General features: G+C 56.0%; 17 protein-coding genes. 14 read left to right on the top strand and 3 right to left on the bottom strand.

Annotated features, from left to right (window positions below; all coding sequences use genetic code 11):
• Positions 1 to 8: 8 nt before the first annotated feature.
• The 7 genes from AC3Y2E_RS22010 to AC3Y2E_RS21980 all read left to right on the top strand — a co-directional run bounded on the left by AC3Y2E_RS22010 (position 9) and on the right by AC3Y2E_RS21980 (position 7,670).
• Positions 9 to 1,751, top strand: coding sequence for a hypothetical protein (locus tag AC3Y2E_RS22010; protein WP_379214158.1), 1,743 nt, complete (start codon positions 9 to 11; stop codon positions 1,749 to 1,751).
• 16 nt (positions 1,752 to 1,767) lie between these two features.
• Positions 1,768 to 2,868 (top strand): alanine racemase, encoded by a 1,101-nt coding sequence (locus AC3Y2E_RS22005; protein ID WP_379214156.1) that lies wholly within the window; start codon positions 1,768 to 1,770, stop codon positions 2,866 to 2,868.
• A gap of 58 nt (positions 2,869 to 2,926) precedes the next feature.
• Positions 2,927 to 3,991, top strand: a complete 1,065-nt coding sequence (locus AC3Y2E_RS22000; protein ID WP_379214154.1) for a hypothetical protein — start codon at positions 2,927 to 2,929, stop codon at positions 3,989 to 3,991.
• 57 nt (positions 3,992 to 4,048) lie between these two features.
• The gene (locus AC3Y2E_RS21995; protein ID WP_379214152.1) at positions 4,049 to 5,350 is read left to right on the top strand and encodes a M20 family metallopeptidase; all 1,302 of its coding nucleotides are present in this window, start codon (positions 4,049 to 4,051) and stop codon (positions 5,348 to 5,350) included.
• Entirely contained in the window at positions 5,347 to 5,721 is a 375-nt protein-coding gene (locus AC3Y2E_RS21990) for a RidA family protein (protein WP_379214150.1), read from the top strand. The genes AC3Y2E_RS21995 and AC3Y2E_RS21990 overlap by 4 nt, the downstream gene beginning before the upstream one ends.
• A gap of 21 nt (positions 5,722 to 5,742) precedes the next feature.
• On the top strand, positions 5,743 to 6,495 hold the full coding sequence (locus AC3Y2E_RS21985) for an SDR family NAD(P)-dependent oxidoreductase (RefSeq protein ID WP_379214148.1): 753 nt from the start codon (positions 5,743 to 5,745) through the stop codon (positions 6,493 to 6,495).
• Positions 6,496 to 6,590: 95 nt separating this feature from the next.
• On the top strand, positions 6,591 to 7,670 hold the full coding sequence (locus tag AC3Y2E_RS21980; RefSeq protein ID WP_379214146.1) for a Gfo/Idh/MocA family protein: 1,080 nt from the start codon (positions 6,591 to 6,593) through the stop codon (positions 7,668 to 7,670).
• A gap of 103 nt (positions 7,671 to 7,773) precedes the next feature.
• Here AC3Y2E_RS21980 and AC3Y2E_RS21975 read toward each other — a convergent pair whose 3' ends face one another.
• A complete protein-coding gene (locus AC3Y2E_RS21975; RefSeq protein ID WP_379214143.1) occupies positions 7,774 to 8,445 on the bottom strand; it encodes a TetR/AcrR family transcriptional regulator in 672 nt (223 codons plus the stop codon).
• Between the two features lie 180 nt (positions 8,446 to 8,625).
• Between AC3Y2E_RS21975 and AC3Y2E_RS21970 the strand changes: the two genes are divergently transcribed.
• On the top strand, positions 8,626 to 9,384 hold the full coding sequence (locus tag AC3Y2E_RS21970) for an SDR family NAD(P)-dependent oxidoreductase (RefSeq protein ID WP_379214140.1): 759 nt from the start codon (positions 8,626 to 8,628) through the stop codon (positions 9,382 to 9,384).
• Positions 9,385 to 9,480: 96 nt separating this feature from the next.
• A complete protein-coding gene (locus AC3Y2E_RS21965) occupies positions 9,481 to 10,233 on the top strand; it encodes an SDR family NAD(P)-dependent oxidoreductase (RefSeq protein WP_379214138.1) in 753 nt (250 codons plus the stop codon).
• An 870-nt stretch (positions 10,234 to 11,103) separates the two neighbouring features.
• Here the strand turns inward: AC3Y2E_RS21965 and AC3Y2E_RS21960 are convergent.
• Both AC3Y2E_RS21960 and AC3Y2E_RS21955 read right to left on the bottom strand, forming a co-directional pair.
• Positions 11,104 to 11,760, bottom strand: a complete 657-nt coding sequence (locus AC3Y2E_RS21960; protein ID WP_379214136.1) for an SOS response-associated peptidase family protein — start codon at positions 11,758 to 11,760, stop codon at positions 11,104 to 11,106.
• Positions 11,761 to 11,973: 213 nt separating this feature from the next.
• Positions 11,974 to 12,480 (bottom strand): metal-dependent hydrolase, encoded by a 507-nt coding sequence (locus AC3Y2E_RS21955; protein ID WP_190929574.1) that lies wholly within the window; start codon positions 12,478 to 12,480, stop codon positions 11,974 to 11,976.
• Positions 12,481 to 12,727: 247 nt separating this feature from the next.
• On the opposite strand from AC3Y2E_RS21955, the gene AC3Y2E_RS21950 reads away from it, so the two are divergent.
• The 5 genes from AC3Y2E_RS21950 to AC3Y2E_RS21930 all read left to right on the top strand — a co-directional run bounded on the left by AC3Y2E_RS21950 (position 12,728) and on the right by AC3Y2E_RS21930 (position 19,037).
• Positions 12,728 to 14,416: a spore germination protein gene (locus AC3Y2E_RS21950; protein WP_379214133.1), complete on the top strand. Its 1,689-nt coding sequence runs from the start codon at positions 12,728 to 12,730 to the stop codon at positions 14,414 to 14,416.
• Positions 14,361 to 15,530, top strand: a complete 1,170-nt coding sequence (locus tag AC3Y2E_RS21945) for a GerAB/ArcD/ProY family transporter (RefSeq protein WP_379214131.1) — start codon at positions 14,361 to 14,363, stop codon at positions 15,528 to 15,530. Before AC3Y2E_RS21950 ends, AC3Y2E_RS21945 begins: the two co-directional genes overlap by 56 nt.
• Positions 15,457 to 16,740, top strand: coding sequence for a Ger(x)C family spore germination protein (locus AC3Y2E_RS21940; RefSeq protein ID WP_379214129.1), 1,284 nt, complete (start codon positions 15,457 to 15,459; stop codon positions 16,738 to 16,740). Before AC3Y2E_RS21945 ends, AC3Y2E_RS21940 begins: the two co-directional genes overlap by 74 nt.
• Positions 16,741 to 16,868: 128 nt before the next feature.
• Positions 16,869 to 17,084: a CLC_0170 family protein gene (locus tag AC3Y2E_RS21935; protein WP_190929578.1), complete on the top strand. Its 216-nt coding sequence runs from the start codon at positions 16,869 to 16,871 to the stop codon at positions 17,082 to 17,084.
• A gap of 1,020 nt (positions 17,085 to 18,104) precedes the next feature.
• Positions 18,105 to 19,037 (top strand): manganese-dependent inorganic pyrophosphatase, encoded by a 933-nt coding sequence (locus AC3Y2E_RS21930; protein ID WP_190929579.1) that lies wholly within the window; start codon positions 18,105 to 18,107, stop codon positions 19,035 to 19,037.
• Positions 19,038 to 19,049 lie beyond the last annotated feature (12 nt).

Raw genomic sequence — 19,049 nt, 5'->3', positions numbered from 1 at the left:
AGAGGGGTATGGACGTTGTTCTGCAGGCAACCGGCAATTACCCGAGCACGGGCAACCGCGTCCTGCTGCTTGTAGTGAATACGGCGCTCGAAGCGGAGTATACCGTGTTCGAACGGACCTTGCTGCCTGCCGTTCACCATTTCGGCTTTCCTTATCGATTAATCGACCTGGCCCGGGAAGGAGCGGATCCGGAGCCGCTCGCGGATGCGGCGGCAATCGTGCTGGCCCATGACGGTATCGCTTCGGCTCTCGGCGAGGCTTTATGGAAAGAGATCGTTACCGCCGTGCGCAAAGGCTGCGGAGCGTTAAGCTGGGACGGGGCGATTCACAAGGCGGAAGCTGCCGTCCGGCTGTTTTTCGGCATCGAGGATATGGTTCCGGCCGAGTTTGACGATATCCGGTTCGGCGATTCGACGCATTATGTCAGCGCTTGGCAGGAAGCGGGCGCACATTACCGCTTTCTCCGCAGCGTACCGGGTACGGCGGTAACCCGTCAGACGGCTTCCTTCGAGACGATCGCCGAGGACGGGGCGGGTCGTCCGCTTGCGGCAACCGTCCGCAAAGTGTTTGTGGACGAAGGGAAGCGCTGCGCGTTTTATTTCTCGCCCCTTCTGTGGCAACGCAGCGTATTCGGCCATGCGATGGGGCTGGACGATTTGTTGTGGCGGAGTATCGTATGGGTTGCACGCAAGCCGTTTGCGGCGCTGCTGATGCCCCCGTTCGTCACATGCCGAATCGACGACGTATCCGGTTCGTATGATCATCTGGATTACGTGCGGGTGTTGAACGAGCACGGCTGGATCCCGAATCTCGGCTTGTTTCTGGAGGATCTGGACGAAGAGGATTTGAAGGCGGCGAGCCGGCTATCCCGGGAAGGGAATGCCGAGATCAGCGCCCATTCGTTCGACGAGCTGGAGCGGTGCAAGCCGGATCAGATTTACTTGAAGCATAACGGTGAAGAATACGAGCCCGAGGAGCTGGCGGAGCATTTTCAGCGTCTCGATTCGTTTTATGCCAAGTGGGACATTACTCCGTCGCGTACGGTTAACATTCACTACGACGAGCTCGGATTAAACGCTCTGCCGTATTTATACAAGCGCAATCAGCCGTTTACGATGGGGCTGATTCCGTTCGGCGTCGCCTGGTCGGCGAACAGCTACAGCTGGGAGCCTTATCCGTACGGCCATCAAGGGTTCAATTACGGACCGATGGAGCCCGACCACCGATTCTGGAACGTGGTCGCCCATCATCTCGGCGGCTACAAAACGCCGGATACGCATATGGGTGTGGGCGAGTTTCTCGGTTCGTGCACCGTGTTCGCAGGAGAGAACGGTCATAACGACGTAAGCCGGGCGGTGGACCGGGGAGCTGCGGCGCTAAAAATCGGCGTTGGCAGCCGGTTTTTCGGAACGCTGATGACGCACGAGCAGCGGATCGCCGTCATCCCGCCGGACGAATGGCTTGCGATCGTCAGCGGGATCTCCGAGCGGCTCGCCCGCTGGCCGGAGAAACCGGTATTTGAAAGCTACGACCGGATCGCGGCTTACTGCAAAGACAAACGGAGAACGCGGATCGTGTCCGCAGCGGCATCGGAATACCGTACAGAAATCCGCTTCGAGCTGGAAGGTGCGGTGGAGACGGGACTTTCCGTCGCTGTTTTTACAGACGAATCGGAAGGCTGCAGGTGCGAATGGCACGCCGTAGGGCCGTTCTCGGGCCGCCGGGAACAACTTGCTAAAATCGTTTTATAGGGAAAGAGGATGCACGATGAATTCACCTACTTACGACACGCCCTGCATCATGATCGATCTGGATAAAGTAGAGCGCAACATCCGTCATATGCAGCAAATTGCGGACGATCACGGAATCGGCCTGCGGCCCCATGCCAAAACCCACAAAATGCCCGAAGTGGCCCGCATGCAGATGGCGGCCGGGGCGATCGGCGTCACCGTCGCCAAACTCGGCGAGGCGGAGGTGCTGGCAAAAGCCGGAATCAGCGATATATTGATCGCCTATCCCGTTATCGGTGGGGATAAGATTAAGCGGCTTGCCGCGCTTCTGACTATGACGCATATTACCGTGGCGGTCGAAAGCATCGAAGGCGTCGAAGCCGTAGCCGAAGCCGGACGATTGGCCGAAGTCCCGGTCGACGTGCTGATCGAGATCGACAGCGGCTTCGGACGAGTCGGCCTGAATCCGGGAGAAGACGTCATCCGGCTGGCCGGCGTGATCGCTTCCCATCCGTGGCTTCGTCTGAAAGGGCTGCTGACGTTCGCAGGCCAGTCGTACGATGTGCCGGATCCCGAAGCGATCCGCCTGACGGCTGAGCGGGAAGTCGGCACCTCCGTCCGGATGGCGGAGCAATTGCGCGAGGCCGGATACCCGGTTACCGTCGTCAGCGTCGGCTCGACGCCTTCAAGCTCATATGCCGCGGCGATCCCCGGGGCGACCGAGCTGCGTCCCGGCACCTACGTGTTCGGCGACCTGATGCAAGTGAAGCTGGGCGCCCACGAGCTGGAGCGCTGCGCGCTAACCGTACGAGCGACCGTCATCAGCCGCCCGGCTCCGGACCGCGCCGTCATCGACGCCGGTACGAAAGTATTTTCCAGCGACGGGGAAGACTCGCCGCTTGGAACTGGACGCGGTTACGTGCCGGGACGTCCGGGCATCACGCTCGAGTGGCTGACCGAAGAGCACGGCATGTTGAAGCTGGCGCCGGAGGAGCAGGGGCTTGCGATCGGAGACATTCTCGATTTTATTCCGGTTCACTGCTGCGCCGTCGTGAACTTGACCCACCAGGTGGCCGTTACCCGAAACGGGCAGTTCGAATCGTTCTGGAACGTGAGCGCCAGAGGGAAAGTGCGTTAATGCGAGCGAAGGTAAGGGTGCATATTTTCCAATATATTTATAAAAGGAGCCAACCGATATGATCCATCATCAACCGGATAAGCTGATAAAAGGGGTTGCTTACCACGGCAACCGGATATTGCGCCACGTAGAAACCGATATGCGTGACATCGTAAACAATCACTTCAATCTGGTCGTGCACATGTTCTCCCATACCGACTGGGACCGCCACCGCCGGATTATGAAGGAAATCATTCAAATCACCGAAGGGCACGGGCTGGACGTCTGGGTCGACAACTGGGGCCTCGGCGGACCTCCGGGAGACAAATCGCATTTTCTCGCCTATTACCCGGACAGCCATCAGGTGTATTCGGACGGTTCGGTCGATCCGGTCCGCGCCTGCCTGAACAGCCCGGACTTCCGCAGGTTTACGAAGGAATGGATCGATGTGGTGCTGGATATCGGCGGCAAGAGCATATTCTGGGACGAGCCGCACCTTGCGGCCAAGTCGATGGAAAACGGCAAGCCGAAAGTATTCACGTGCGCCTGCAGCCGGTGCAAATCGTTGTTCCGGGACAAATACGGCAAAGATATGCCGGAGCAGTTCGACGAGCAGGTCGAAGAGTTCCGGATCTGGTCGGTCGTCGACTATTTCCGCGAGGTGACGGAGTACAGCAAGAAAAAGGAAATGGAAAACATCGTCTGCGTCATGCTCGGCGGTTCTTACGGCATCAACCTCGACTCGATCGAGCAGATTTGCGGACTCGATACGCTGGAGAACATCGGCTCCGATCCGTACTGGCTCGGTCAGAAAGATGTCCATCCGTACGATTTCGTGTACGAAAAAACAAAGCTCAATCTGGATGTGTGCAAAAAACACAATAAAGATCATAACATCTGGATCCAAGGGTACGCCACGCCTCCGGGACGCGAGGAAGAAATCATCTGGGCGACTGACGCCGCTTACGACGCCGGCGCACGCAAAATTCTCGTCTGGGGGTACCGGGGCTCCGAATCGAACGATTACCGCGCTACGTTCCCGGATATGGCCTGGAATGCGATCGGCGAAGGGATGAGGCGGATTACGGATCGCCATAACGACGAGATTCGCCGCAAGCGGCTGGAGCTTCTGAAGCAAAAATGATCGACAACACCGGTGCAGCCGCGCCCGCCGCAGCCGCACCGGGGAAGGAGGGTTTTATTGGACAGCGGTCAGCTAGAACAACACATCTCCCGGTGGGTCCGGGACAATCGATCCGCCGTTATCGGACTCGTATCGGATCTGATCCGGTACGATACCGTAAACAAGGTGACGGACGGGACGGAGAAGGAATGCCAGAGGCACGTCGCCGAAGTGCTGGAACACTTGGGGCTCGAAACGGCGCTGTATTCGCCGGAAGAGGCGCCGGGCTTTCGAAGCCACGAGGCCTATTTTTCGGGCAAGGATTATTCGGATCGGCCCAACGTTGCCGGCATCTGGAGAGGGAAAGGAACCGGTCGTTCGCTGCTGTTCTCGAGTCATGCGGATACGGCTGTCGTCGCCCCGGGCTGGACCGGATCGCCCTGGGAGCCGTACGAATCGGACGGCAAATTGTTCGGCCTCGGTTCGTTCGATATGAAAGGCGGGTTGGCGGCCTCGATTATGGCGGTCCGCTGTCTGATCGAGCTCGGATTTCAGCCGGACGGGGACGTCACGATCGAATCCGTGGTGGACGAGGAGTTCGGCGGAGCGAATGGAACGCTTGCCGGCCGCTTGATGGGGTACAACGCCGATGCGGCGATCATTCCGGAGCCGACGAATCTGGCAATCTGCCCGGCAACCCGCGGTGGAGCTTTGTGGCGCGTCACATTCCGGGGGAAGACGGGGCTGTCGTTCAGCGGTGAAACGCTCGTCAATCCGTTGTTCGACGCAGGCAAGTTTCTTGTCTTTTTGCAGCGGCACGAGCAGGAGCGAAGCCGGAAGTCCGGTCCCGCGCCGTGGTATGCGGCCGTATCCGAGATGCCGATCATCCCGACCCGGGCCGAGGCCGGCGATCTGCGGGCCGAGCTGTGTGACGTCGGTCCGGAACGATGCGATATCGACATCTGGGTGGAATGTTACCCTGGAGTGACGGAAGAGCAATTGCAGCAGGAACTGATCGACGGTTATACGGAGATGTTCGGCAGCGATGCGGCCATTCCCGAATTCCGCAAGGTGATCCGCTTCCTGCCGGGTTCCGAGGTCGCCCCGGATTTCCCGCTCCTCTCCGTTTTGAAGAATGAAGCGAGAAGCGTATGCGGGGCGGAGCCGCTCGTGAAGGGAGCGCCGTTCGCCTGCGACGCGTTTATGTTTAATTTGCACAGTCCGACACCGGCCGTCATAATCGGGCCTTCAGGCGCCAATGCGCACGCGGCCGACGAATATGTCGAGATCGACTCGCTGCTTCGTTTGACGGAGCTGTACGCAAGAACGATTGCCGCCTGGTGCGGAGTATCCAACACAGACGAGGAGGATGACCGATGAGAAAAGCGGTTCGCACGCAAGACGCGTCCCCCGGGGACGGCCCTTATTCGCAAGGTATCGTATCGGGAGGATTCCTTTTCGTATCCGGCCAAGGTCCGCTCGATTTGGAAGGCAGGGTCGTCGGGGAGACGATTGAGGAACAGACCGATCTTACTTTGCAAAATATAAAAGGCATTTTGGAAGCGGCAGGCTGCACGATGGACGACGTCGTCAAGGTGAACGTGATTTTGGCCGATATGAACGATTTCTCCAGATTTAACGAGATGTACCGCACCCATTTTTCGGAGCCGATGCCGGCTCGCACTTGTTTCGGAGGGGCGCTCGACGGAATTCTCGTGGAGATCGACGTTATCGCCAAAACCCGCGATTGATCGGGAAAGGAGGAGCTGCAGATGAACAGATTTGAAGGTAAAGTCGTGCTCATCACCGGAGCCGGCCGCGGAATCGGCAGAGCGATAGCGGAAAGGTTCGCGAGCGAAGGAGCGTCGCTTGCGTTGTTGTCCAACGTAGAGGCCGACTTGAACGAAGTGGCTTCGGAGCTTACGGCGAACGGTACAGCCGTCCAAAGCCTCGTGGTCGACGTATCGGACGCGGAACAGGTGGAGCAGGCGGTAAGCGCCGCAGCCGGTCGATTCGGTCGGATCGATGTGCTCGTCAACAATGCAGGCATCGCCTGGGAAGAACCGGTACTTGAGATCAAGCCGGACAACTGGAAAAAAATTATCGACGTTAACCTGAATGGCATGTTTTGGGTGGCGCAGAGTACAGCCAAACGGATGGCGGCGCAAGGCGGAGGCGTCATTCTGAATATGGCGTCCACCAACGGGCTGGTCGGCGAAGCGAACTACGCGCACTACAACGCCTCGAAGGGCGGAGTCGTCCTGCTGACGAAAACGATGGCGCTGGAGCTTGGAGTCAGCGGAATCCGCGTGAACGCCGTATGCCCGGGTTATATTCAAACCCCGATGTCGGCCGCGATCGACAGTCCGGAATTTATCGAAAACTACATTAAAACGAAAATTCCGCTCGGGCGGGTGGGCAAACCGGAAGATATATCCGGCGTGTTCGCTTTCCTTGCTTCCGACGACGCTGCTTTCATTACAGGGGAAACGATCGTCGTAGACGGAGGCCAGCTTGCATTTTGAGGCAGGAGCGCTGCCAGGATCGGCTGTCGACGATGCTCGCCGTACTGGCGGCTTAACCGGATGTGGTATGGCGGCATATAGGGAGGAATGCACGAATGGGTAACGTTTGGAAAATGGGGCTTGTCGGACTGGGTGGCTCCCGCCGTTCTGCGGCTTATATGCATCATCCGCAAATCCGGGTGACGGCGGTATGCGATACCGACAGCGGGCTGCTCGAACGCGCAGGCAACGAGCTGGGCGTCGCCGAAGCGGGACGTTTTGATTCATTTGAGCGGATGCTCGAATCCGATGTGGACATCGTCATGATCGGCACGCCGGTGCCTTTTCATGCGGCTCAGACGATTGCCGCGCTGGAAGCGGGCAAGCATGTGCTATGCGAAGTGACGGCGGCGTCGACTGTAGAGGATTGCTTCCGGATTATCGAGACGGTGAATCGTACGGGACGTACGTACATGATGGCCGAGAATACGATCTATTTCCATTTTATGCAATCGTGGAAAAAGTGGGTGCGGGAAGGATTGTTCGGTACGATTTTTCACGCCGAAGGCGAATACGTACACGAAATCCGCGACCGGATCATCGATCCGGCGACCGGTCAGGCTTACTGGCGCGACCGCAGGCCGCCGCTCCATTACTGCTCGCACTCGCTGGGACCGCTGCTGGACATGATGGACGATCGGATCGTCCGTGCGACGGGGTCGGGAACGTCCAAAACGATATTGCCCGGCGGCGGCGTCGGCTGTACCGATATGCAGGTGGCGTTGTTCGAGACGGCGCGAGGCGCTACGATCAAGCTGCTCCGCAGCTCCGTCGCTCCCCGCAAACCTGCGACGGGACATTTTGCGCTGTACGGATCGAAAGGCCAGATCGAAAACGGTCGTCTCGGTTATGGCAGCGACGGCTGGATCTACGTCGAGAATCATCCGGAATACGGGGAGACGGCACAGTCTTTGCGCTGCGAGATCAGCGATCCGAACGCGCCGGAGGAAGCGACGAAGGGCGGCCACGGAACTTCGGAGTATTACTTGATCCGCGATTTTATCGAAGCGCTGGAGAGCGGAAAGGCTCCCCGCATCGACGTCTACAAAGCGATGGAATACACGCTGCCCGGCTTAATCGCCCAGCAGGCTGTGGAGCGGGGCGGCGTATGGCTGGATGTCCCGCAGGTTCGCTGAACGGATAGCTAAAAATAATAAACCTCCGAGGCCGTTATCGAAAACGGGTTCGGAGGTTTATTCGTGCTTGCGCGACACATAACGGATGTAAAGCGGGACCGGACTAGCTGCTGCTGCTGCCGGCGGGCGCTTTCAAATAATCGAGAAATATTCGCTTCAGCAATAATAGCTGCGTTTCGGGAGGGAGGTCCGATTCGAGCATGATGATGTTTTTCTGCAAGCTTAGCTTCTTGGAGAAAATGCCCATCGTATTCGCAAGCGTGGACAACGTCTCCTGAACCGGAATATCGGGCCGAATCGAACCGTCGTGGAGGCCGTCTTCGATTATGGTGGAAAATATGGCGGATACGCGGTGATGCGCCTGATTATACAGGGCGATATCTTCGAGCGGTTCGGTGGAGAGCGCCGCGTAATTTTCAAAAGCTTCCAGCATCCGCATGCTCTCTACATATTTCGGCTCCGTAAAGGAGATGAATATATCGAACAGCTTGCCGAGCTTGTCGAGACACGTTCCGGGCATATCGGCAACGGATTGAAAGACGGCGACCTGATCTTCGATCCGCTTTGCGGCGACGGCGACGACCAGCTTTTCCTTTCTCGGAAAATAACGGAATACGGTAGCGACTCCGACGTTGTCCTCAGCAGCGATATCCTGCATCGTCGTTTTCTCCAATCCTTTGCGGATAAATACGCGTTCCGCGGCTTCCATAATGCTTAACTCCCGCTGCTTTTTGCTTTCCTGCCGTTCTTGTTCCCATCTGCTTTTGGGGTCCATACCCTTAACCGCCCCTTATGCTTGAGATATAGTCGAAGTCATGCTAGCAGACAACCTGTGCAAAGTCAATGGAAGGCTTAAAATTGTTAGATTGTAACCCGGCGGGTAGTGGTGATATAATAACTATCATAGTGATAGATACAATATCACGACTCAAGCATTGCGAGGGGAGAATCCGAAATGACACATTCGAATCAAATCGCATTGATTACAGGTGCAGGCAGCGGGATCGGCCGGGCCAGCGCGATAAAGCTCGCCGCAGGCGGGGCGAAAGTCGTACTGGTCGATTATAACGCCGAGTCCGGCGAGGAGACGCTCCGGCTGATCCGGGAGCAGGGCGGGGAAGGAATTTTCGTACAGGCCAACGTTGCGGTTAGCGAGGATGTGCAGCGTTATGTGAATACAGCAGTGGACACTTACGGTCGTATCGATGTTTTCTTTAATAATGCGGGAATTATTCAGAAGTTCTCCATGCTTAGCGATATCGAAGAATCCGAATTTGACCGTGTCATGAACGTTAATGTGAAGGGCGTTTTCCTCGGTCTGAAATATGTGCTGAAAGTGATGGAGCGCCAAGGCAGCGGCATCATCATTAATACGGCGTCTACGGCCGGGATTCGCAGCGAGCACAGCGTCGCGGCTTATTCGGCCAGCAAGCATGCGGTTGTCGGACTGACCAAATCGGCAGCGCTCGAATATGTCAAAAAAGGCATCCGCGTCAATGCAATCTGTCCGGGAGGCGTGCAAACGGCGCTGACGGCCAGCGTGCCGAAAATGCTCGAGCAGTCGGGCTACGTTCCGGAGGAAGTGTCCAACATGAGAATGGGGCGTTACGCCCAGCCGGAGGAGATGGCGGAAGCGGTCGCCTTCCTGGCGTCGGACAAGGCCAGTTATATGACCGGTTCGATCGTGACGATTGACGGCGGACTTACTTTGTAAGAACGGTTTTGGCTGTAGAAGAGGAACGTCTTGGGGGAAGGGCGCTCAGACAATCGGATCTTAGACTACACACGATACCCAGGGAGGTTATCCGGTATGGGAAGATTACAAGGAAAAGTAGCGTTGATTACAGGTGCAGGCGGCGGTATGGGGAAAGCAGATGCGCTCTTGTTCGCCAAAGAAGGGGCCAAGGTCGCCATCTCGGATATCCAGGAAGACAAAATTCAGCAAGTGGTGGCCGAGATTAATCAAAACGGCGGGGAAGCGATCGGCTTCCGGCAAGACGTATCCAAGGAGGAAGAATGGGTTCGCATCGTCGGCGAAACCGTCCAGCAGTTCGGCAAAATCGATATTCTGGTTAATAACGCCGGCATTTCCGGGGCGACTCCGCTGCTCGACATGACGGTGGAAGAGTGGAACCGGATTATGAATATCAATTTGACGGGAACGTTTCTGGGGCAAAAACACGTCATTCCTCATATGATTCAAAACGGCGGCGGTTCAATCATTAACATCTCCTCGATCGCGGGCTTAACCGGAGGAAGCGGAGCCGGAGCTTATACGGCGAGCAAAGGGGCGGTCCGTCTGCTGACGAAGGCGACTGCGATCGATTACGCCAAGTTTAATATCCGGGCTAACTCGATTCACCCCGGTTATATCGCTACGCCGATGACTGTGGACTTGATGGCCGATGAGAAAATGAGGCAATGGTTCCAGGCCCAGACTCCGCTGCCCCGTCTCGGAGCTCCGGAAGATATTGCGGCGGGTGCGCTGTTCCTCGCTTCGGACGAGTCTTCGTATATTACCGGCATCGAGCTTCCGATCGACGGCGGTTATTCCGCACAATAAGGACCGGCAGCAAGCGGTACTTCGGACAAGGTGCGGGTACGAAATCGTACTAAAGCGGAGAAGGGGGGAAGAAAGCCCCGGACCCAAATAGGAGCGGTTTGTACACGGTTTGTACCTGTTATTTGTCCAATAGCCGCTCGGATGGGGGAAGCGGTTTGGATCTGCTAAAAACGGGGAAAAGGGTATACCTGCCCTTAGTGGGCTGAAATTAGGGGTACAAACGAGGCTGTCGATTCATTGAGTAGAAGGGATAGCAGGCCGTTCCAAGTGAAAAGTTACCTTCTTCTGCTCAAACAGGTTGTCCGGAATCCCTTGATTTTATAAGGATAGTAAGGTAGGGGATTCCAGACAAAACTCGCCAGAAGGTAATCTTTTCCCTTTCCACTTGGTTGTCCACGTTGAATCGACAGCCTCACAAACCGCCTCTATACGTCGCTATCGTCCCCAAATGCCGAAAATAGGGAGGGTGCCAAAAACCCTTATTATGTTAGTATACTCAGGTTCGATGACTAACGAATCGTATCGTGCTTATGGCTGAAAAACGACGTTATTTCAGACGTAACGAATCCAGGGATCGTTATCGAACCGAAAGTAGAAAAAAACAATCCGATTTGCGGAAATAACCATACATGAGTTCGTTACACATTCAAACGTCCGCATTCGGCTCTGATAACGAGTGTCGGGTTCGTTAGCCATACCACCCCATGAAGACAACACGACTGAGGGCGAGCGGCTGGAGCGAGCGAAGGTACCTATTCGCTTCCCACATACAGACGTGTGGGCTTGCACGTCAAAAGACCGTCCGGACACTTATACCGGACGGTTTTTCCTAATAGCAAAGCGGAACGTGCAGCGAATCCCCCCAGTTCCTCAAAGGACCGGCTGTACCGGATATCCGGCGGGTTCCTCTTCGGCTTCGCGGCTTGCAGGCGTTTCGGGAGATCGTCCGGCCGTTTCCGGCTGAATCGCTGCGATGTCCTCGACCATCTCCACCAAATCGCCTTTAGCCAAAAATTCGGTAGAGAGCCATGCGTCCATCTGAGCAGGACTGAGCAGCATCGGCACCGGTCCGTCCTGGCCGGCGGATCTCGCCGGGACGGACAAGATCGTACACGTCCGGAGCTCCTCGCCGTACGGATTTTTGTACAGGTCGTATACGCCGGCGATGGCCAGCAGGCGTCCCTTATGGAGCAGGCGGTGCTCCTGCTTGCGGCCGCGTTGTCCGGGGGTCACGCTGTAATAGGAGCTGCAAGGAATGATGCAGCGTTGTCTTTTCAGCATGTAATCGAACGATTTATTCGTCAGAACGGAACGGGTATCGGCCTGAACGGACGCTTTGGCCCAATAAGGCATCAACCCCCAGCGGCATTCGTCCAGCAAACGTTCGGACTGCTTTCCGAATATCGCGGCAACAAGCCCGGTGGGCGCGATCTCGCTATTTCGTTCATGGAAGGCGAGCACCTGTGTAACGTTGAACCGGTCGGTTAATTCGTGCACATCCGTTTGCAGGACGAGGCGGTAGCTCATCGGGAAAGTCTCCTTATCGGCGCGATTGTCAAGTATTACTATGCACCGATATTTCCAAATCTATCCCGAACATTCATGAACCGAGAACCGGCCCCTATGCTGCCGGATTCGGCCGGATATCATCGCCCGGGCGGTCCGGCAGCGGCCCTCTTTCTTCGGACGATGCGGCCGGAGTGGCGGAGGGCGACAAGCTCCGGCGTTTTTCGCTAAGCCTTAGCCTAGCAGTCCGAACCGGATCGTCGACAGCGGAATCCACAAGCTGACGGCAAGCAGCATCCAGCGGATGACCGTTTCTCCGGTAGATCCGGTATCGATCGCCAGCCATTTCGGCAGGAGACGGATTTTGCCTTTGATCGGCCAAAACAGCTGGACCCCGTTATCGTTCAGCAAATCGATCAGCGGATGGGAAGCGTAGGCGGCCAGAAATACGAGATAATACAAATCGGGCAAGGGGGCCGCGACGAACGACAAGGCAGCGATACATAAGATCGAATGGGTCAGCGTCCGGTGCTTCACGTTAATCAGCTTAAGCAGCGCCGACAGCGGGAACAGCACCTTGGCCATCGTCGAGCCCTGCTTATCCACGTCGGCCAAAGTTCCGGCCAAGCAGCCGAGCAGCACAGCCCCCGCAGCCTCCCAGGACAAAAACGGCACGTCCCGGTAGACGAGTACGATTTCAGCAGCGACGAGTCCGGCGGCGCTGTGCGTTTTTTGCAGCAAAACAATTCTCCTCTCCGACTTTTCCTCCAGACAAAGACGGCTGTCCGGAAACGAACGATATAGGTTTCGAAACATTCATACGTTAACGGTACGCAGATGTTTCTTTTTTCGACATCTTTTTTTGCGTTTCTTTGCCGAATCTCTCCGGCTCTCATGAATAAACTTCCAGAGCGGGTCGCCATACTAACAGGGATATGGAGCTTTTTCGATCTTGTTCGTCTATCATCCGCAGAACGGAGGTGTCCGGATGTTCCGGTTTCCCTGGCAAAAGCCGAAACGGCGTCAAAGTAAATATGCGGCCCCGTATGGGCAAACCCGTCCCCAAGAGCCGAACCGGTCTCCGGTTACGAAACGGATCGAGCATACGATCGGTTATTTGGAGCAGCGTCTCGGGCAAAGTGACGACTTCGTGATTCGCACGTTCCATGTGATGGGGGATACGCCCGCCGTTATTTGTTATTTTACTCATCTGACCGACGGAGCTCACAAGGAAGTACTGAAGTCGCTCATGACGATCGGCAACCGGCAGGAGACGGCCAAGCTTCGCGGCGACAAGCTGACCCGGCAACTGATGAACGACTTCTTGTTCGCCAGCGACGGCTTTACAGTTAAAGACCGCGAAGCGGTGTCGGAAGAGCTGCTTGGCGGAAGTACGATCGTTCATGTGGAAGGCTCGGATGAAATCTGCGTATTCGGTACTCGCAATATCGAGAAGCGCGCGATCGACCAGCCCGAGACGGAGCAGGTCATCCGCGGTCCGAGGGAAGGCTTCATCGAGCCGATCTCGACCAATCTGTCGCTGATCCGCTACCGGCTTCAATCGCCCGATCTGCGGATCAAGACGCTGAAGCTGGGCAAGCGAACCCGCTCTACCGTGGCGGTATGTTACATGGACGGCATAACGAACCGAAAGCTGCTGGATGAAGTGATGCACCGGCTGTCGCTGATCGACATAGACGGGATTTTGGATTCCGGGTATTTGGAGCAATTGATCGAAGACAACCACTATTCGCCGTTTCCCCAAGTGCAGTTGACGGAACGTCCCGACAAGGCGGTGGCGAATTTGTTGGAGGGGCGCGTCATCCTGATCGTCGACGGATCGCCGATGGCGTTGATCGTGCCGACCGTGTTCACCCAATTTTACCAGACGAGCGAAGACTATGCGGAACGGTTTCTGCTGGTCAGCTTCATCCGGCTTGCCCGGCTGCTTGCGCTGCTGTTCTCACTTGTTTTTCCTTCCTTGTACGTGGCGATTATTTCGTTTAACCCGGAGCTTATCCCGACGGAGTTCGCCGTTGCCGTCGCAGGCGGAAGGGCGGGCGTTCCTTTCCCGGCCGTCGTCGAAGTGCTGATTATGGAAATATCGATGGAAGTGCTTCGCGAAGCGACGATCCGGCTGCCCCAGCAGGTAGGGGGCGCACTGTCGATCGTAGGCGTGCTCGTCGTCGGCCAAGCCGCGGTAGCAGCCGGCTTCGTCAGCCCGATCACTGTCGTCGTCATCGCCTTAACGACGATCGGTTCTTTCGCCACGCCGGCTTACAATGCCGCGCTTGCCTTAAGGCTGTTAAGATTCCCGATCATTATCGCTTCCGGCATGTTCGGGCTGTATGGCGTCATGGTCGGGCTGATCTTTATCGCCAATCATATGTTGTCGCTGAAATCGTTCGGCGTGCCGTACCTTAGCCCGATCGTCCCGGGCGACTATGAAGGGATGAAGGATTCCTTGTTCCGGGCTCCGCTCTGGTGGATGAAGCGGCGTCCCGCCATGCTGCAGCCGGGCGATGATACAAGACTGTCGGAGAAACGGATGCACGAGCTGGAACATTCGAAGCATAATGTGCTCGATCCGCTTCCCGTACGAAACGAATCGGGGGAAGGTCATGAAGGACAATCCGCGTCAAATCACGGAAATACAAGCGGCGATCATCGTTATTAGCACGATCATCGGGGTCGGGGTGCTGCCGCTTCCGTTGTTCGCCTCGCGGGCCGGCGGAACGGGCGGTCCGATGGTGACGGCTGCTGCAGTTGTGACGGCTCTGGTCAGCTTGCTGCTGATTACGAAGCTCGGTCAGCGATTTCCGAAACAGACCATCGTACAATACAGCGAAGAGCTGATCGGCAAGTGGCCCGCCCGGCTCGGGACCGTGTGCATTATCGTTTTTTTCGGCGTGCTGACGGCGATGACCGCCCGCGAATTCGGCGAAGTGGTCATTACGTCTGTCCTCAAGAAGACGCCGCTGGATGTGACGGTCATCGTCATGCTGCTGCTCGCTGCGTTGTCGACCCGCAACAGTCTGGCCACGTTCGCGTACATCCACCAGTTTTACTTTCCGCTCATTTTGTTTCCGGCGATGGTCATCATCGCGCTATCGCTCAAAAACGCCAACCTGCTGTACCTGCAGCCGGTGTGGGGGGAAAGTACGGCAGGGATGCTCCATGGGATTTTGATCATCGCGGCGCTGTTTCAAGGCTCGTTCGTAATGACGCTTGTTATTCCGGCGATGCGCTCACCGGGCAAGGCGATGCGGGCTTCCGTCTGGGGAATCGCGATTTCGGGCGGTTTGTACTTGCTGATCGTGATCGCCACCTTGGCCGTCTTCGGCCCGGAGGAGACGAATAAGCTGCTGTGGCCTACGCTGGAGCTGGCCAAGGTGACTTCGCTTCCCGCCAATATTTTGGAAAGGCTTGACGCCGCATTTCTGGCGATCTGGGTGACGGCCGTGTTCACGACCTTGCTGTCCGCCCATTACTTTACGATTCATGCGCTCAGCCAGCTGTTCCGCCTGAACGATCACAAGCTGTTCTCGATGATGCTGCTGCCGTATGTGTTCGTGATGGCCATGTATCCGAAAAATGTGCTCCAAATGTACGAGATTATCAGCATGGTCGGACGGATCGGACTCGTACTGACTTTCGTCTACCCGCTTTTTCTGCTGCTCGTGGCGATTTTTCGCAAAAAAGGAGGTGGCAAAACCGATGACCGCAACCGGACGACGGATCGAAAAGGAGCCGAACCAACCCCGTCCGTTACTTCCCAGCCGGTTAAGTAGATTTGCTCTTCGCACAGCCGCGGCCTGGATCGTCTGTTCTCTGCTCAGCGGCTGCTGGGACAGGCTGGAGATCGAGGAGCGGGCGATGGTGCTCGGAATCGGCATCGATACCGAAGCGCACGAGATAAGCGGCCAAGACGAGAATATTACGCATGTCGGAGAAGCATTTCCGAAGCCGAAGACGGACCCGATCCGGTTAACCGCGCAAATCGCCGTTCCCGGCCGGATTCCGCTCGGACCGAGCGACGCCGGCGGCGGGTCGCAGCCCGGACAGAAGCCGATCTGGGTGCTTGAAGTGGTCGGGCATACGATGGACGATGCGATTATGAATTTGCAGCAGAAGATGGCGGACCGGCTGTTCTGGGGACATCTACGGGTGATCGTCATCTCCAAGGAGCTGGCGAAGCAGGGGCTCACCAATATTAACGAGTATTTGCGCCGCAATACGGAGGTCCGGCGGACGACGTGGATCGTCATATCGGAAGGGAAAGCAAGCGATCTGATGGGACTGACTCCGCAATTGGAACGGCTGCCGCCGCTTTACTTGCTGAACACGATGGAGCATGCCGTGCAGATGGGCAAACTGCCAAACATCTTCGCAGGCCGGTTCTGGTCTGCCGGTTCCTCGAAGGGGACGGACCCCTTTCTGCCGTATATCAAGCTGCTTGAGGCGGAAAATATCGAGATTGCGGGGCTCGCCTATTTCCGCACGGATAAACTGGTCGGAACGACCGAACCTCTGGAGATCGCGGGATTTATGGGGATTAAGGGATTATCCCCTGGAGGTTACGGTGTAGTCGTGCATATTCCGGATTCGGAAACGACGGTCATGTATCAGGCGACTCACCGGAAATCGCGGACGAAGGTCGAGATCCGCGAAGGCAAGCCGGTAATGAAATTGAGAATCCACACCGAAGGGAACTTATCCGAGAAGTCGAGCGAGCAGGTCCAACTGGATGCCCACATTATCGAGCAGATCGAACGTCAGATTAATGAGAACGGGGTGAAGGAGTACCGGAATCTGATTCGCAAAACACAGCAGCGGGGGTCCGATATATTCGGCTTCGGGGAGTATGTCAGAGCGAAAAGACCCGGTTACTGGGCCAGGGAGGTCCGCACGAAGGAGCGGTGGGAGGAGCTATACCGGACGCTGGAGATCGAGCTGGAAGTGAGCAACAGCATACGCAGGGTCGGCAGTAAGACGACTTGACGGCTTGATGACTCGATACCTTGCGGTTTTGCCGGTTTGGCTGTTGACGATTTGTTGGCATGGCGTTGACAGCTTGACAGCTTGACAGCGTGAGGGCTTGATGGCGTAAACGCGAAGGAGGGCGGCTCATGTTTGGCGGGAACACGTACATCGGATATTTGCATTACATCGTCATATTGTTTATCGCGAGCGGTGTCTTTATCTTGTACATGGACGCAACGGTCTATAAAGACGGGAAGATGATGAGGGAACGCAAAGCCGCTCTCATTTCCGCTTGGCTGAACTTGACGCTTGGTGTAGTCGTATTGCTGGGAAGCTGGGTGTACACGAAATTTCTCTGGTGATTGGCGCGTCGTAATTGTATCGAAGAAGTCTGCGGACGGTGCGCAGGCTTTTTTCGTTATGGTTTGCAGGGCAGCAAATGTCAGTTTGCTGGAGTTCCAAGCTTCCAAGCTTCCAAGCGCCGCTTCGACAAAGCGGAAAACGGATTTCAAAAACCCGCAAGCTGCGCTTGACCGGGTCATTCGTCGCAGTCGTAGATAAGAAGATTGGTTTAGAGGCGCTTCTTAAACGGACATAATGGCCGCAGACCGTTTTCGTGGCCGTTCGGCCTTGTGTGCTGGCTTATGCGCGAGAGGAGCGTTGGACAACGACAGCCGACGGGTGACCCCCAAACCCCGCACACCCGAAGTCGCGCGCGATGAGGGAAGGCATAAGAGTGGTTTGTAACTTCTATTTGATCCGAAAACTTGCTTGGACACGAAATAAGAGCGGTTTGGGACCGCTAAAAACGGCGATAACGGTGCATACCCGATCTGATGGTAGATATAAGAGGTACAAATCGCCTTTATTGGTTTCGGTTTTTCGAAAAGACCGAAAATAGAGGGTACGAAGGAGGCTGTCGATTCATTGTGTAGAAGTGATAGCAGGCCGTTCCAAGTGAAAAGTTACCTTCTTCTGCTCAAACAGGTTGTCCGGAATCCCTTGATTGAATAAGGATTGTAAGGTAGGGGATTCCAGACAAAACTCGCCAGAAGGTAATCTTTTCCCTTTCCACTTGGTTATCCACAATGAATCGACTCCCTCACGAAAGACGCTTATTTTGTTTAGAGCCCGCACGCATACGTGGTGATGAAGGCGAACCTGTAGCGAAATGGGAACTTATGTTAAATTATTCTCTGTAAAGGGATAGGAATAAAATGAATTATAAGCTATAATCGAGGAGGTGCCGTTAGTTTTTTGGCGAATATAGTTGCGGCGGAACGAATTAATGGTACTATATCTAGTAGAGTTTTTTGTACTTATCGATTGTTGGGGTTGGAGCAGACCCCGCCTACCAATTCACAAAACGAAGGAGCCAGACGATGGAGAAAACATTAATCTTTGGACACAAAAATCCGGATACGGACTCGATTTGTTCCGCTATCGCTTACGCTGCGCTGAAAACCGAACTGGGGCAGGCCGTAGAGGCTGTCCGGCTCGGAGATGTCAACGGAGAGACGCAATTCGCTCTCGACAAATTCAAAGCGGAAGCGCCCCGTCTTGTCGGGACAGTAGCGAACGAGACGAAAACCGTCATTTTGGTTGACCATAACGAGCGCCAGCAAAGCGCCAGCGATATCGAACAAGTCCGTGTAGCCGAAGTGATCGACCATCACCGGATTGCGAATTTCGAGACGAGCGGCCCGCTGTATTACCGTGCCGAGCCTGTCGGCTGCACAGCGACGATCCTGAACAAATTGTATAAGGAAAACGGCGTTTCGATTCGTCCGGAAATTGCCGGCCTGATGCTGTCGGCGATTATCTCCGACTCGCTGCTGTTCAAATCGCCGACCTGCACGCAGGAAGACGTCGCGGCAGCGCGGGAGCTTGCCGCTATCGCCGGGGTGGACGCTGACAGCTACGGTCTCGAGATGCTGAAAGCCGGAGCGGACCTGGGCGACAAAACGATCGCCGAGCTCGTATCCCTCGATGCGAAAGAGTTCCAAATGGGCACGTACAAAGTCGAGATCGCGCAAGTTAACGCTGTGGACGTTAACGACGTGTTGTCCCGTCAGGCCGAGCTGGAAACGGCTCTTGAAGCGATCATCGCTTCGAAAGGGCTCGATTTGTTCCTGTTCGTCGTTACGGACATTCTCAATAATGATTCGGTAGGCGTTGCGCTTGGCCGCGCCGCGCACGCGGTTGAGAAAGCCTACAACGTGACGCTCGCGGACAACAAAGCGGAGCTGAGAGGCGTCGTATCGCGCAAATCGCAAATTGTACCGGTTCTGACCGACGTATTCAACAAACTGTAATCGGTTCTGTTA

The organism is Paenibacillus sp. MAH-35, from assembly GCF_058135425.1.
This window is presented reverse-complemented; position numbering and strand designations above follow the sequence as displayed.